Source organism: Natronohydrobacter thiooxidans (genome assembly GCF_001884735.1).
GTDB classification, from domain to species: domain Bacteria; phylum Pseudomonadota; class Alphaproteobacteria; order Rhodobacterales; family Rhodobacteraceae; genus Roseinatronobacter; species Roseinatronobacter thiooxidans_A.
In genome coordinates this window covers 497,780-510,660 of sequence record NZ_MJAP01000034.1, presented here as the reverse complement: position 1 = coordinate 510,660, position 12,881 = coordinate 497,780, and the positions used below count along the sequence as shown (strand labels likewise).

Genomic DNA, 12,881 nt, shown 5'->3' with positions numbered 1-12,881 from the left:
CCCGGCCAGCGGAACAGACCCGCGCGCAGACGGCGGGGCGGGTGGGTGGGAGCCGTCTGCGCGCGGGTCTCCCCCGCAAGCCAGTTCAGCGGCCCTTCAGCAAGCCCCCCAGCACCCCGCGCATCAGCGCCTGACCGGACCGCGTGCCGATCTGACGCGCCATGGATTTCGCGAAAGCATCCACCACCGTATCGCCCCGCTTTGCTGCGGGCGCGCGGGGGCTGCTCTGACGCGGCGCGTTGCGCGCGCCAGGCTCGTAGCGGCGGGCAGAATTGAACTCGCGCGCGCGCTCCTGCTCCACCTCCACCGCTTTCAACGCAGCCTCGGCCTCGCGCGCCGCCGCCTCGGCCCGCCGCGCCAGCATCTCATGCGCTGAATCACTGTCCACCATGCGCTCATATTTCCCCGCCACCGGCGAGCGCAGCATCAGCATCTGGCGCTGCCCCTCTTCAATCGGCCCGATCAAAGACGAGGGCGGGCGGATCATGGTGCGCTCGGCCATGCCGGGATTGCCCTTCTCCTCCAGAAAAGAGGTCACGGCCTCGCCCACCCCCACATCGCGGATCGCCTCTGCAATATCAAATCGGGGGTTCGGTCGATAGGTCTGCGCAGCCCGACGCAATGCCTGCTGGTCGCGCGCGGTAAAGGCGCGCAAGGCATGCTGCACCCGGTTGCCCAACTGCCCCAGCACCGTATCGGGCACATCATCGGGGTTTTGCGTGACGAAATAGACCCCCACCCCTTTCGAGCGGATCAGCCGCGCCACGCGCTCGACCTTCTCGACCAGCGCGCGGGGGGCGCCGTTGAACAGAAGATGCGCCTCATCGAAGAAGAACACCAGTACGGGTTTCTCGGGATTGCCAACCTCGGGCAATTCTTCAAACAATTGCGACAAGAGCCACAGCAGGAAAGTCGCATAAAGCTGCGGTGTGCGCATCAGCCGCTCAGCATGCAGGATCGAGATAGTGCCGCGCCCATCGGGCGCCATGCGCATCAGATCCGCAAGCTCCAGCGCGGGTTCGCTGAAAAAATGTGCCGCGCCCTGATTCTCCAGCACCAGCAATTTGCGCTGGATCGCCCCGATGCTCGCGGTCGTGACATTGCCGTAGGACTGCGAGATCTCGCGCTGGTTCTCGCCCAGAAACTCCAGCATCGCGCGCAGATCCTTCAGATCAAGGATCGGCAGCCCTTCGTCATCCGAGATGCGGAAGGCCACATTGATCACGCCCTCCTGCGCCTCGGTCAGATCGAGCATGCGCGACAGAAGAAGCGGCCCCACCTCGGCCATGGTCGCGCGCACCGGATGGCCGTGCTCGCCAAAGAAATCCCAGAAGATCACCGGGCTTTCGCGGTAGCCATAGCCCGCGAGCCCGATGCTCTCCGCGCGCCGCTCCAGCCCGCCGCGCGGGGTGCCCGGCAGTGCCATGCCGCTGCAATCGCCCTTGATATCGGTCAGAAAGACCGGCACGCCCGCATTCGAGAATTCCTCGGCCAGAATCTGCATGGTGATGGTCTTGCCCGTGCCCGTGGCCCCGGCGATCAGCCCATGCCGGTTGCCATATCCCAGACGCAGGATCTGCGGCTCGCGTGCGCTGTCTCCGCCTCCCCCTACGAAAACCGGTTCCTGCTCCGTCACTACCCATATCTCCTGATCACAAACTGTTGCGGCCCGAAGCAGCCGCTTCGCAGCATACGCAAGGTAGATCAGGCCCCGAGCGTTTGGAAAGCGAATCTTTACCAGTCCGGCACAAGATAGAGCCATGCGCAACGGCACCTCCTCGCGCTGTTGTCGCATTTCCTCCCTGTCCGACTGGCTGCGCCCTCGGGTGCAGCCTTTTTTCGCGCCGCCACGGGCCTTGGAATTGGCACTGTCAATGCTGGTCAATCGCCCCGCCTGTTGCGGAAAACCTATGTTCCAGGATTTTTGTTGACGACTGCGCGATTTCCGCTTACGGTCTGCTCAATTCGTCGGCCAGTCCGACAGGGAGCGAAAAAAATATAAGCGAAACAAGGGCCTTCGGGTCCTTGTTTTTTGTTGCTTCAGAAGCGCGGCAAACGATCCGTATCCCGCACGCTTGTCAACATGGCCGTGGAACCCGCCCGGTCGCGCGCAGATCACAAGCAGGTTTTGGTCTTCGTTTTTCACCTGACACCGATTTGGGCGCATGCTACCACAGCCGCAATCACGACGAGGATGTGAAGGATACGCGAATGACATTTCCAGTTTTGGCATCACCGAAATTCACCGCAGCAAGATTGACCGGCGCAGCAGCGATTCTGGCGCTCTTTGCCGCGCAGGCCTCTGCGCAGGGCACCGAGGAACCCGCAGCGCCCGAGCCGCCCGCTGCCGCGGAATCCCCCGCCATGGCGCTGTCCACCGGCGAGATCATCGGCGACTCCCCGGATGGTGAAAGCTATGTCGGCAACACGCATGGCGATTGGGAAATGGTCTGCGTGCGCATTCCTGATGAGGAAGACCCCTGCCAGATGTATCAGCTTCTGCGCGATGGCGAGGGCAATGCCACGGCGGAAATCTCGCTCTTTCCGCTGCCCGAGGGGCAGGATGCCGTTGCCGGGGCAACCATCCTGACGCCGCTGGAAACGCTGCTGACCGCGCAACTGGTGATGCAGGTCGATGGCGGCTCCGCGAAGCGCTATCCTTTCACCTTCTGCACGGCTATCGGCTGCATCGCGCGGGTGGGTTTCACCGGTGAAGAGATCGACGCCTTCCGGCGCGGTGCGGCGGCAACCTGGTCGCTGGTGCCGGTCGCGGCACCCGACCAGATCGTCGAGCTGAACATGTCGCTGATCGGCTTCACCGCGGCCTTCACCGAACTGGCGGAACAGTTGCCGCAATAAAGCGGCCTTCCGCCCCCCCCGATCAAAGCCCAGACCAGAGCCCGGCCCTGTGCCGGGCTTTTTCGTGGGATTTTGCCTTGGCCCGGCCCGCGGAACATGATTGTCTGCGCCGCAGACGCCGTGCCCGGACCGGGGCGCAAAGCAGGAGGATACGACATGACCATTGAGCCCGTGCTCACCGCCCTTGACCTGACCAGCGACCAGCTTTCCGGGGGCGATCTGAGCGTCACCAGCCCGATTGACGGGCGCGAGATCGCGCAGGTGCACCAGACTCCGGCCTCCGAGATGGGCGCGGTTCTCGACCGGGCAGAGGCCGCCTTTCACGCATGGCGCACCGTCCCTGCCCCCCGCCGGGGCGAATTGGTGCGGCTTCTGGGCGAGGAATTGCGCGCGGCCAAGGATGAACTTGGCGCCGTGGTGACGCTGGAAGCGGGCAAGATCACCTCCGAGGGACTGGGTGAAGTGCAGGAAATGATCGATATCTGCGATTTCGCCGTCGGCCTGTCGCGCCAGCTATACGGGCTGACCATCGCCAGCGAGCGCCCCGGCCACCGGATGATGGAAACCTGGCATCCGCTGGGGCCGACCGCCGTGATCACCGCCTTCAATTTCCCGGTCGCGGTCTGGTCGTGGAATGCGGCGCTGGCACTGGTCTGCGGCAATCCGGTGATCTGGAAGCCGTCCGAAAAATCGCCCCTGACCGCCATGGCCACCATGGCGATCTTCAACCGCGCGCTGGCGCGTTTCGGCGATGCGCCCGAAGGCTTGGCGCAACTCGTCATCGGCGGCGCGGATCTGGGGGATGCGCTGGTCAGCAGCCCGCGCGTGCCGCTGGTCTCGGCTACCGGATCGACCCGCATGGGGCGGATCGTCGGGCCGAAAGTGGCGGAACGCTTCGGCCGCTCGATTCTGGAACTGGGCGGCAATAATGCGATGATCGTGGCCCCTTCGGCCGATCTGGACATGGCCCTGCGCGCCATCGTGTTTTCGGCTGTGGGCACGGCGGGGCAGCGCTGCACCTCGCTGCGCCGCCTGATCGTGCATGAAAGCCTGCGCGAAGGGCTGGTCGCCAATCTCGCCCGCGCCTATGCCAGCCTGCCGATCGGCGATCCGCGCGCCGAGGGCACGCTGGTCGGCCCGCTGATCGACAAGGAGGCGCTCGCGCGGATGCAGGCCGCGCTGGAACAGGCCCGCGCCGAGGGCGGCACGGTCCATGGCGGCGAAGTGGTCGAGGGCGTCGCGGGCGGCGCCTATGTGCGCCCGGCGATTGTCGAAATGCCCGCGCAGAGCGACATCGTGCGCGCCGAGACCTTCGCGCCGATCCTCTATGTCATCAGCTATGACAGGCTCGATCAGGCCATCGCGCTGCAAAACGGCGTGCCGCAGGGCCTGTCCTCCTGCATCTTCACCCGCGATCTGCGCGAGGCCGAGACCTTCCTGTCGGCGGCAGGGTCGGATTGCGGCATCTCGAATGTGAATATCGGGCCGTCCGGGGCGGAAATCGGCGGCGCTTTCGGCGGCGAGAAGGAAACCGGCGGCGGGCGCGAAAGCGGCTCGGATGCATGGAAAGCCTATATGCGCCGCGCCACCAACACGATCAACTATTCCGACGCCCTGCCGCTTGCGCAAGGGGTGCGCTTTGACATCTGATGGCCCCGGCCTCTGGGGGATGACCGCGCCCCCCGCCCCGGATTGCCCGCCCCTCGCGGGGGCGCTCCGGGCAGATGTCGCGGTGATCGGCGCGGGCTATACCGGCCTCTCTGCCGCGCTGCATCTGGCGCGGGCGGGCGCGGATGTGGTGGTGCTCGACGCCCTCGCCCCCGGCGCAGGCGGGGCCGGGCGCAATGTCGGGCTGGTCAATGCCGGGCTCTGGCTGATGCCCCAGGATCTGATCGCGCGCGCCGGTCCCGAGCATGGGCCGCGCCTGCTTGACTGCCTTGGCCGCGCCCCGGCCGAGGTCTGGCAGGTGATCGCCGAAGAAGCAATCGCCTGCGAGGCCATCCCCAACGGCACCTTGCATTGCGCCCCCGATGCGGCGGGTGTCGCGGCGCTGACCGCCCGCGCGGCGCAATGGCAGGCTTTGGGCGCGGATCTCCGCCTGCTCGACCGGGATGAGACCAGCGCGCGCACCGGCAGCCTGGGTTTTCAGGCCGCGCTTTTCGACCCGCGCGCGGGCACGATCCAGCCGCTGGCCTATGCGCGAGGGCTGGCGCGGACGGCGATGGCCAAAGGCGCGCGGATCTGCGGCCATAGCCCGGTGAGCGGCCTGCGCGAGACCGCACAGGGCTGGCAGCTCGCCACGCCGCAGGGGCAGGTGGATGCGGCGCAGGTGATCCTTGCCACCGACCTCTTTCCCGGCGCCCCCCGGCCCGAATGCGCGCAGGAACAGGTCATCCTGCCCTATTTCAACTTCGCCACCGACCCGCTGCCGCCCGAATTGCGCGCCGCCATCCTGCCCGGCGGCGAGGGCGCATGGGACACGCGCAAGGTGCTGACCTCCTTCCGGCTCGATGCGGCGGGGCGGTTCATCATCGGATCGGTCGGCCAGCTTGGCGCGCTGGATACGGCCGTGCATCACGCATGGGCCGCGCGGCAGATGGCGCGGCTTTACCCGGCGCTGCGCGGTGTCGCGTTGCAGTGGGGCTGGTGGGGGCGGATCGGCACCACATCCGACGCCCTGCCCCGGCTGCACCAGCCCGCGCCCGGCCTCTGGTCCGTCTCCGGCTATAACGGACGCGGGATCGCGCCCGGCACGGTCTTCGGGCGGTTGCTGGCGGAGCTGTGCCTTGGCCGGATCAGCGCGGATCAGATGCCGCTGCCGCTCACCCCCTCCAGCCCGGCGCAACTGCGCAGCCTGCGCGGACTGGCCCTGCGCGCGGGCGCAGCGGCGCTGCATCTGGTCAGCGGGCATGGTGCGCGCTGAGGGCGGGGCGGGAGGGGCGCAGGCCCGGTTCGCGATCGCGCTGCCGCGCGGCGCCCAGCTGCGGGTGAGCGAAAGCCGTGCAGCGCCCGACCGCGGGGGGGCGCTCCCACAGTGAAGGCGGGCAGTTTATGCTGCGGCATATTCCGGCGGTTTTGACGTGCCCGACAGCGAGAAGCGCCCGCCATCGTGCCGAAGGCACGCCTCCGGCGTGACGGGGCGGACGGCCGCCGCGCGGGCGGCCTTGGTGCCGCACCGGGGGGGCGTCTTGGCGAGTGTCGGCGAAGCGGGGCTCTGCAGACAGTTGACCGTGGGAGAAAGCCGTGCAGCGCCCGACCGCGGGGGGGCGCTCACTCCGGTTTTGGCGGGCAGTTTATGCTGCGGCCTATTCCGACGGTTTTGAGATGCCCGACAGCGAGAAGCGCCCGCCCGGGGGGCGGTCGGGCGCTGCGCGGCGGCCTGCGGCCTTGATTCCGCGCGGGGGCGTCTTGGTGAGTGGCGGCGAAGCGGGACGGAGAGGACTATCGCTGTAGCAACGAAAGCATCTACTCGTTGGCAGGACGCAGACTAGCGGCGCTGGCTTCAAGGTTGACGGACGCGAATTTATTTGACGCCCAAAGCTGCCAGCTTTGGGCCTAGTCGACTAGCCTATCAGAACTGGCTTTTCAGAGATTGTGTCACGCTGAAGAACGGAAAATTAGGTTTATGCCGTGTGCTGTTCAGCAGTTCACAGTATTGCGCCCATGCAAATTCGTTCTTAATCTCTGTGGGACGGTCAAAAGTGTATCTATCAATATAGTCGTCGATCTTTCCCGTGACTCGATAGCTAGATTTTGCGGTGGGTGTGACGTAGAGCCGAATGGCATAGCGAATGTTGTTCAGGAACTCAGCTATCGTGCTGGCGTGGTAGGCGAACAGGTGCGTGTGAAACCAATCCCAGCAGTCCGGTAACGCAGCGTAGGCTTGGCTCTCGTTAATCGTAACTCCGTTCTCTCCAAGGATTTTTCTCAGCCTGGCTGCTTGTCCGCCGAGGCGCAGGAAGTTGTGCTTCCCAATGTCCCCACCCATGCGGATGAAGTCGATGCGCTTGATGGTTAGATTGACCTCGACCTCGATGTTCGCCAACCATACATTTGGGACGACGGCAGAACATTCAAGCCATTCAATAAAACTGTGTGTCTGTATTTCGAGGAAATCTACGTTGGTTCCTATCAACGGGTTCTTGCAAACACGAGCGAGATAGAAGAGAGTTGTGTTATCGGTAGCATTGTCGCCGTTGGGCGGCCTTGGCAGTCCGAACGGCATCGGCCCCTTTCCTCTCCCAGCGACTGTCGAAAGGAAATCGCGCAGTAGGATTGCAAACTGCCGAAGGGTTCCCGACGTTTGAGGCAGGAGATTTGTGTTTTCTGTCTTCTCACCCGGCAAACAAAATATGGTGTGGTTCACCATGTCGTCCACCATGCCCATTACGGCATTTAATACGATGGCCTCCTGTTCAAGCGCGGTAAATGTCATCTGCCCCCTACCCGATCAACATTACCTGAATTGCGGAGGCGATCAATAGGCGCGCGCCTCAAAGGGGCACGCAGCCGACTGGCGGCCAAGGCCCCCACCCCTCTTCACCTACCACCCCCTACCCCATCCCGCCCCCCTGCGGATCATAGACCCGCGCCAGCCGCAGCGCCGCCTGACGCGCGAAACCCTGCACCAGCACCTTGCGGCGCGCGGGCGCGAGCGGCTCCGCCTCGGGCATGCGCAAGACTTCCGCCCCGAACCCGTCGCCAAGGATCAGCCCGGTCTCGGGCGGCAACAATTCCTGCGGAAATTCAAGGTCCACCGCCCAGAAGAACCGGTCGCACCAGTCCAGATAGCCCTGCCATTTATGATCCGACCGGAAATCCGCGCGTGAGGATTTGCACTCCACCACCCAGATCTCGCCCTTCGGCCCCAGCGCCATCACATCGACCCGCAACCCGCGCGCGGGCACGAATTCGGTCAAAGGCGCGAAACCAAGGCTGGTCAGGCAGCGGCACACACCGCGCGCCAGCACCCGGCCCGGCGGCGCAAGGCTCAGATCATCGGACATACCCGAAATGATGAACGAAAGCAGAACACAGGTCAAGCACAGGATCACCCTTGCGCGACGCGCGGCCCACGCCTATGTCAGGGGCTGGCAGGTTCTGCTCTTCGCGTGCGTGGCCATTTTCCAGTGGCCGATAAGCATCTCCGAGGGAGCTGGCTCTGGCGGGGTCCTGGCCCTGTTATCTGGCGCCCACCTGATAAGTTCAGGCTCTCGGGAAACTCACGCCACCACGGTCGCTGCGGGCCTGCCGCCCCCCATCACCGCGCCGCCACAGCCACGGGCTTGAGATCGGCGCGCACAGGTGTGCCGCCCTGGTCATCATCATCGTCATCATCATCCTCATGCCCCATGCGCATGATGCGGATCGCGAATTGCACCCCGGCAAAGACCAGACCATTGAAGAAGAAGATCAGGAACAGCCCCAGCAGCCCGTCGCCGGAGCCGAAAACCAGACGCTGCAGATTGCCGATATCGAGATAGATCAGGATCGCCGTGAACACCGCCGAGAGGCCAAAGCCGATCAGCACCTGCTGAATATAGAGCTTGACCAGTTTCGGCATCGGTTCTTGCTGCGGTCGCATCGGCTCCTCCTGCAATCCATGCGTATCAAGATAGCGCCCTGAGGCATGGAAACAAGCGCCACCCGCGCGCGCCGGCAATAAGTCGCAGCCTACGCCGCACCTCTGCCGCATTTCAGCGCCGCCCGGTCGTACTGTGCGGGTGCAAATCCCCGCAGGCCGCGTTATCTGTTCCCTTGCAGTGAATCGAAAGCGAGTGCCGCGCGTGATCCTGATCGAACACGGGCCGAAAGGCCGCCCTGTCCTGTTTGAGGCGCCCGAGCAGCGCCTGATCGCGCATGGGCTGGCCGATGTCCTGCCGGTGCTTGAACAGGCCGAAGCCGCACGGCGTGAGGGCAAATGGGTGGCGGGCTATCTGGCCTATGAGGCAGGCTATGCTTTCGAGCCGCGCCTCGCCCCGCTCTGGACGCCGCAGGCCGGGCCGCTGGTCGATCTGCGCATCCATGACGCGCCGCGCGCCCCCGAGGCGATGCTCGCCCGCGCCGCCGGGGCCGCGCCGCATGTCCGGCTCGACCCGCTGCTGCCGGGAATCACCCGCGCCGAGTATGACGCCGCCTTCGCGCGGCTGCAGGAGTATGTCAGTGCGGGCGATTGCTATCAGATCAACCTGACCTTCCCGGTCACGACACGGCAAGGCGCGGGCACGGCGCTGGGGCTCTACGGGGCGCTGCGCGCGCGCCAGCCCGTGGGATTCGGCGCCTTTGTCGATCTGGGGGGCGGCGCGGCGCTGGTCTCGCGCAGCCCCGAACTCTTCTTTCAGGTTCAGGGCGGACTGCTGGAAAGCCGCCCGATGAAGGGCACGGCCCCGCGCAGCAGCGACCCGGCAGAGGATGCACGGCTGAAAGCAGAGCTTGCCGCCAGCGAGAAGGTGCAGGCCGAGAATCTGATGATCGTCGATCTCTTGCGCAATGATATCGCGCGGATCAGCCGGGTCGGCTCGGTGCGGGTGCCGGAACTCTTCGGGATCGAGAGTTTCGCGACCGTGCATCAGATGAGCAGCCGCATTCAGGGCGAATTGCTGCGCGATGCCGGATTGCCCGAATTGATGGCAGCACTGTTCCCCTGTGGTTCAGTCACCGGTGCCCCCAAGATCCGCGCCATGCAGATCATCGCGGAGCTGGAATCGCAGCCGCGCGGCGCCTATTGCGGCGCGATCGGCTGGGCCGCGCCGGAGGGCGATCAATGCTGGTCGGTGGCGATCCGCACCATGCAGATCGACAGCGCGGGGCAGATTCTGGCCAATGTCGGCGGTGGCGTGGTGCAGGACAGCACGGCGACAGGCGAATGGGAGGAAGCGCTGTGGAAAACCCGCTACGCGCAGGCGCTGACGACCCCGGCCTGCGCCTGATCGAGACGGTTCTCTGGGATGGCCAGCGCGCGCCCCGCGCCCGCCTGCACCATGCGCGTCTGCGCGCAGGCGCGCAGGCGCTGGGCTGGGCCTGCCCCGATGTCACCTTTGCAGGGCCCACAGGCCAGCCCGCCCGCCTGCGCCTGACGCTCGACCGGCAGGGCCGCACCGAAATGACCACCAGCCCCCTGCCGCCCGTGAAACCGCTCTGGCGCGTCGGGCTGGCACAGGCGCGGCTGCACTCGGCTGATCCCTGGCTGCGCGTGAAATCCACCCGCCGCGCAATCTATGACACCGCCCGCGCCACGCTGCCTGCGGGGCTGGACGAAGTGATCTTCCTCAATGAACGCGGCGAGGTCTGCGACGGCTCGATCACCACCGTGTTTTTCGACCGCGGCGCGGGGCTGCGCACGCCGCCGCTCGCCTCGGGCCTGTTGCCGGGGGTATTGCGCGCCGAACTGGCCTGCCCCGAGGAAATCCTGCTGGCCCCCGACCTGCCGCATCTGCGGCTCTGGGTCGGCAACGCCCTGCGCGGGCTGATCCCGGCGCGGTTCATCGCCGCTGAGTGAGATTTCCAGAGATTTGGCGCACCCAAGAGGATTCGAACCTCTGACCTCTGCCTTCGGAGGGCAGCGCTCTATCCAGCTGAGCTATGGGTGCCTGAGCGCCTCTATACGGTGCCGGAGGGGACGATGCAACGGGCCATTTCAGGCAAAAAGCTCGTGGCACAACTCCAGCGCCTCGATCAGCGCATCCACTTCCGCGCGGGTGTTATACATCGCAAATGACGCGCGGCAGGTGGCGCTCACCCCCAGATGATCCATCAGGGGGGCCGCGCAATGCTGGCCCGCGCGCACGGCAATGCCCTTCTTGTCGAGCACGGTCGAGATATCATGCGCATGCGCCGCCCCTTCCAGCGTGAAGCTGAAAATCGCGCCCTTGCCCGGTGCCGTGCCCTGCACATTCAACCAGTTCAGCCCGGCAAGCCGCGCGGCCGCATAGTCGCGCAGATCCGCCTCATGCGCGGCAATCGCCGCCATCCCGATTTCCGACATATAATCGATGGCCACACCCAGCCCGATCTGCTGGACAATGCCGGGCGTGCCCGCCTCGAATTTATGCGGCGGGTCATTATAGATCACACCCTCGCGTGTGACCTCGCGGATCATGTCGCCGCCGCCCAGAAAGGGGCGCATCTCGGCCTGCCGGTCGCGGCGGATATAGATCGCGCCCGACGCTGAGGGGCCATAAAGCTTGTGCCCGGTCACAGCATAGAAATCGCAGCCAATCGCCTGCACATCGACCGGCATATGCACCGCCGCCTGGCTGCCATCGACCATGACCGCCACGCCCTTCTCGCGCGCACCGGCACAGATCGCGGCCACATCGACCACCGTGCCCAGCACATTCGACATCTGCGTGATCGCCACCAGCTTGGTGCGCGGCCCGATTGCGTCAATCACCGCCTGCGGATCAAGACTGCCATCAGCGGCGCAATCGACCCATTTCAGCACCGCCCCCTGCCGCTCGCGCAGGAAATGCCAGGGCACAATATTGGCGTGATGCTCCATGACTGAGAGCACGATCTCGTCGCCCGGCTCGAATCGCGGCATCGCCCAGCCATAGGCCACCAGATTGATGCCCATGGTGGTGCCGGTGGTATAGAGGATCTCGTCTTCATGCGCGGCATTCAGAAAACGCTGCAATTTGCCGCGCACCGCCTCGTATTTATCGGTCGCCAGATTGGACAGGTAATGCAGCCCGCGATGCACATTCGAGTATTCCTCGGCATAGGCACGGACCACCGCATCAATCACCGCCTGCGGCTTCTGCGCCGAGGCGCCATTGTCCAGATAGACCAGCGGCTTGCCATTCACCTGCCGCGCCAGAATCGGAAAATCGGCACGGATCCTGTCCAGATCAAGCATCACACACCCCCCGGCACCAGACCGAACATGGTCAGCAGAATGGCAAAGACGAAGGACATCGCGAATACCGTGAAAATGATCCCGACAACAACCTTCAGCGCCGATTGGAACCCATGCAGCGCCACGATGAAATGCGTCAGCATCCACAGGAATGCCACCAGCGCCACAACCACGATCAGCCCGAACAGGGCCGGGATCAGCACCAGACTCGCCATCTGGATGACCTGAAACACCAGCATCACGAATTGCAGCCAGGCCATCAGCAACAGCGTGTCGGGAAATGTGCCCTGCCCGCCAAAAAGCCGCCCCACCCCCTGCACCGCAACCACTGTCGCCAGCAGGACCGAGCTTTGCATCAGCGCCACATTCAGCAGCGAGACGGTTTCCTCCTCCATCAGCGTGAGCGAGGCATGGCTCAGGATGACCGACAGCACCACGACAATGACAAAGCCCAGCCAGCGCGCATCATCGGGCACATTCATCGCGATCAGCCGCTCTGCCGCCGCGCGCGGCTGGGTCAGGGTCAGGCGCACCAACGCGCTTACCGTGGCGAAATTCAGGTTCATCGCGTCTATCCTCGCCCTTTCTGCTCCGGGCCATGGGCAAGCCGCATCACCGCCCCCAGCCCCGCGCCCAATATGTAAAGGAAGGCGCCAGCGACCACAAACCCGAAAGCCTGCACCAAGCCCTGCGGTCCCAGCAGCGCCGACAGCCCGCCCTGCAGCAGCATCAGCGGCGTGACCGCCAGCAGCGCCCAGAACAATGCCAGCCGCACATGCACGCCCGGCACCGGGCGAAACAGCCGCAACCCAAGCTGCAGCAGCGCCGCCACCGCATAAAGCAGCAGCGGCAGCACGAACATCACCGCAAACAGCGCGCCGCCCATGCGTTGTTCGAAACTGACCGACGGGTCGAGCGTGGCCGCACGCGACAGGCCCGGCCATTGCGCGACATAGATCAGCCCGCAGGCCAGCAGCGCGAAAAACAGCACCTGCGGCTCGCGCAGATCGCCCCGCGCCAGAGCAGCGACCACCTCACCCGGCGCGCGATAGCTGCGCGCGATATTGCGCATCAAGGACATATTATTTCCACGCTGACGCTGGTTTCAGCCTTGCAAAAGAACCCCGAGCCCCTTTTCGGGGCCGGACGGGGGCCCGAAGCCCCC

12 protein-coding genes and 1 tRNA gene are annotated in these 12,881 nt (G+C 65.3%); 5 read left to right on the top strand and 8 right to left on the bottom strand.

The window, feature by feature from the left end:
• Window positions 1–85: 85 nt before the first annotated feature.
• On the bottom strand, window positions 86–1,636 hold the full coding sequence (locus BG457_RS17130; RefSeq protein WP_071798825.1) for a helicase HerA-like domain-containing protein: 1,551 nt from the start codon (window positions 1,634–1,636) through the stop codon (window positions 86–88).
• 575 nt (window positions 1,637–2,211) lie between these two features.
• On the opposite strand from BG457_RS17130, the gene BG457_RS17125 reads away from it, so the two are divergent.
• From BG457_RS17125 to BG457_RS17115, 3 genes are all read left to right on the top strand, one after another.
• Complete coding sequence (locus tag BG457_RS17125; RefSeq protein WP_084657699.1) at window positions 2,212–2,859, top strand: invasion associated locus B family protein; 648 nt, start codon at window positions 2,212–2,214, stop codon at window positions 2,857–2,859.
• A 156-nt stretch (window positions 2,860–3,015) separates the two neighbouring features.
• Window positions 3,016–4,509, top strand: coding sequence for an L-piperidine-6-carboxylate dehydrogenase (gene amaB / locus BG457_RS17120; protein ID WP_071799277.1), 1,494 nt, complete (start codon window positions 3,016–3,018; stop codon window positions 4,507–4,509).
• Entirely contained in the window at window positions 4,499–5,782 is a 1,284-nt protein-coding gene (locus tag BG457_RS17115; protein WP_245771028.1) for an NAD(P)/FAD-dependent oxidoreductase, read from the top strand. Before amaB ends, BG457_RS17115 begins: the two co-directional genes overlap by 11 nt.
• 648 nt (window positions 5,783–6,430) lie before the next feature.
• Here BG457_RS17115 and BG457_RS17110 read toward each other — a convergent pair.
• The 3 genes from BG457_RS17110 to BG457_RS17100 all read right to left on the bottom strand — a co-directional run bounded on the left by BG457_RS17110 (window position 6,431) and on the right by BG457_RS17100 (window position 8,443).
• Window positions 6,431–7,294, bottom strand: a complete 864-nt coding sequence (locus BG457_RS17110; protein ID WP_071798821.1) for a hypothetical protein — start codon at window positions 7,292–7,294, stop codon at window positions 6,431–6,433.
• A 118-nt stretch (window positions 7,295–7,412) separates the two neighbouring features.
• On the bottom strand, window positions 7,413–7,865 hold the full coding sequence (locus tag BG457_RS17105) for an MmcB family DNA repair protein (RefSeq protein ID WP_071798819.1): 453 nt from the start codon (window positions 7,863–7,865) through the stop codon (window positions 7,413–7,415).
• 254 nt (window positions 7,866–8,119) lie between these two features.
• Window positions 8,120–8,443 carry a hypothetical protein gene (locus BG457_RS17100; RefSeq protein WP_245771027.1) on the bottom strand — a complete coding sequence of 108 codons (324 nt, stop codon included), beginning with the start codon at window positions 8,441–8,443 and terminating at the stop codon, window positions 8,120–8,122.
• Between the two features lie 202 nt (window positions 8,444–8,645).
• Between BG457_RS17100 and BG457_RS17095 the strand changes: the two genes are divergently transcribed.
• Entirely contained in the window at window positions 8,646–9,788 is a 1,143-nt protein-coding gene (locus BG457_RS17095) for an aminodeoxychorismate synthase component I (RefSeq protein ID WP_071799276.1), read from the top strand.
• Window positions 9,740–10,357 carry an aminotransferase class IV family protein gene (locus BG457_RS17090; RefSeq protein ID WP_071798815.1) on the top strand — a complete coding sequence of 206 codons (618 nt, stop codon included), beginning with the start codon at window positions 9,740–9,742 and terminating at the stop codon, window positions 10,355–10,357. The genes BG457_RS17095 and BG457_RS17090 overlap by 49 nt, the downstream gene beginning before the upstream one ends.
• Before the next feature lie 14 nt (window positions 10,358–10,371).
• On the opposite strand, the gene BG457_RS17085 is transcribed toward BG457_RS17090, so the two are convergent.
• The 4 genes from BG457_RS17085 to BG457_RS17070 form a co-directional block, all read right to left on the bottom strand.
• Window positions 10,372–10,448, bottom strand: a tRNA-Arg gene (locus BG457_RS17085).
• Window positions 10,449–10,495: 47 nt separating this feature from the next.
• Window positions 10,496–11,716 (bottom strand): cysteine desulfurase, encoded by a 1,221-nt coding sequence (locus BG457_RS17080; RefSeq protein ID WP_071798813.1) that lies wholly within the window; start codon window positions 11,714–11,716, stop codon window positions 10,496–10,498.
• Complete coding sequence (locus BG457_RS17075) at window positions 11,716–12,282, bottom strand: Yip1 family protein (RefSeq protein ID WP_071798811.1); 567 nt, start codon at window positions 12,280–12,282, stop codon at window positions 11,716–11,718. The genes BG457_RS17080 and BG457_RS17075 overlap by 1 nt, the downstream gene beginning before the upstream one ends.
• A gap of 5 nt (window positions 12,283–12,287) precedes the next feature.
• Window positions 12,288–12,797, bottom strand: a complete 510-nt coding sequence (locus tag BG457_RS17070; protein ID WP_071798809.1) for a hypothetical protein — start codon at window positions 12,795–12,797, stop codon at window positions 12,288–12,290.
• Between the last annotated feature and the right edge of the window lie 84 nt (window positions 12,798–12,881).

Coding starts and splice junctions, on each gene's coding strand:
- BG457_RS17125 (WP_084657699.1), top strand. CDS start 2,212: ATGACATTTCCAGTTTTGGCATCACCGAAATTCACCGCAGCAAGATTG.
- amaB (WP_071799277.1), top strand. CDS start 3,016: ATGACCATTGAGCCCGTGCTCACCGCCCTTGACCTGACCAGCGACCAG.
- BG457_RS17110 (WP_071798821.1), bottom strand. CDS start 7,294: ATGACATTTACCGCGCTTGAACAGGAGGCCATCGTATTAAATGCCGTA.
- BG457_RS17105 (WP_071798819.1), bottom strand. CDS start 7,865: ATGTCCGATGATCTGAGCCTTGCGCCGCCGGGCCGGGTGCTGGCGCGC.
- BG457_RS17100 (WP_245771027.1), bottom strand. CDS start 8,443: ATGCGACCGCAGCAAGAACCGATGCCGAAACTGGTCAAGCTCTATATT.
- BG457_RS17080 (WP_071798813.1), bottom strand. CDS start 11,716: ATGCTTGATCTGGACAGGATCCGTGCCGATTTTCCGATTCTGGCGCGG.
- BG457_RS17075 (WP_071798811.1), bottom strand. CDS start 12,282: ATGAACCTGAATTTCGCCACGGTAAGCGCGTTGGTGCGCCTGACCCTG.
- BG457_RS17070 (WP_071798809.1), bottom strand. CDS start 12,797: ATGTCCTTGATGCGCAATATCGCGCGCAGCTATCGCGCGCCGGGTGAG.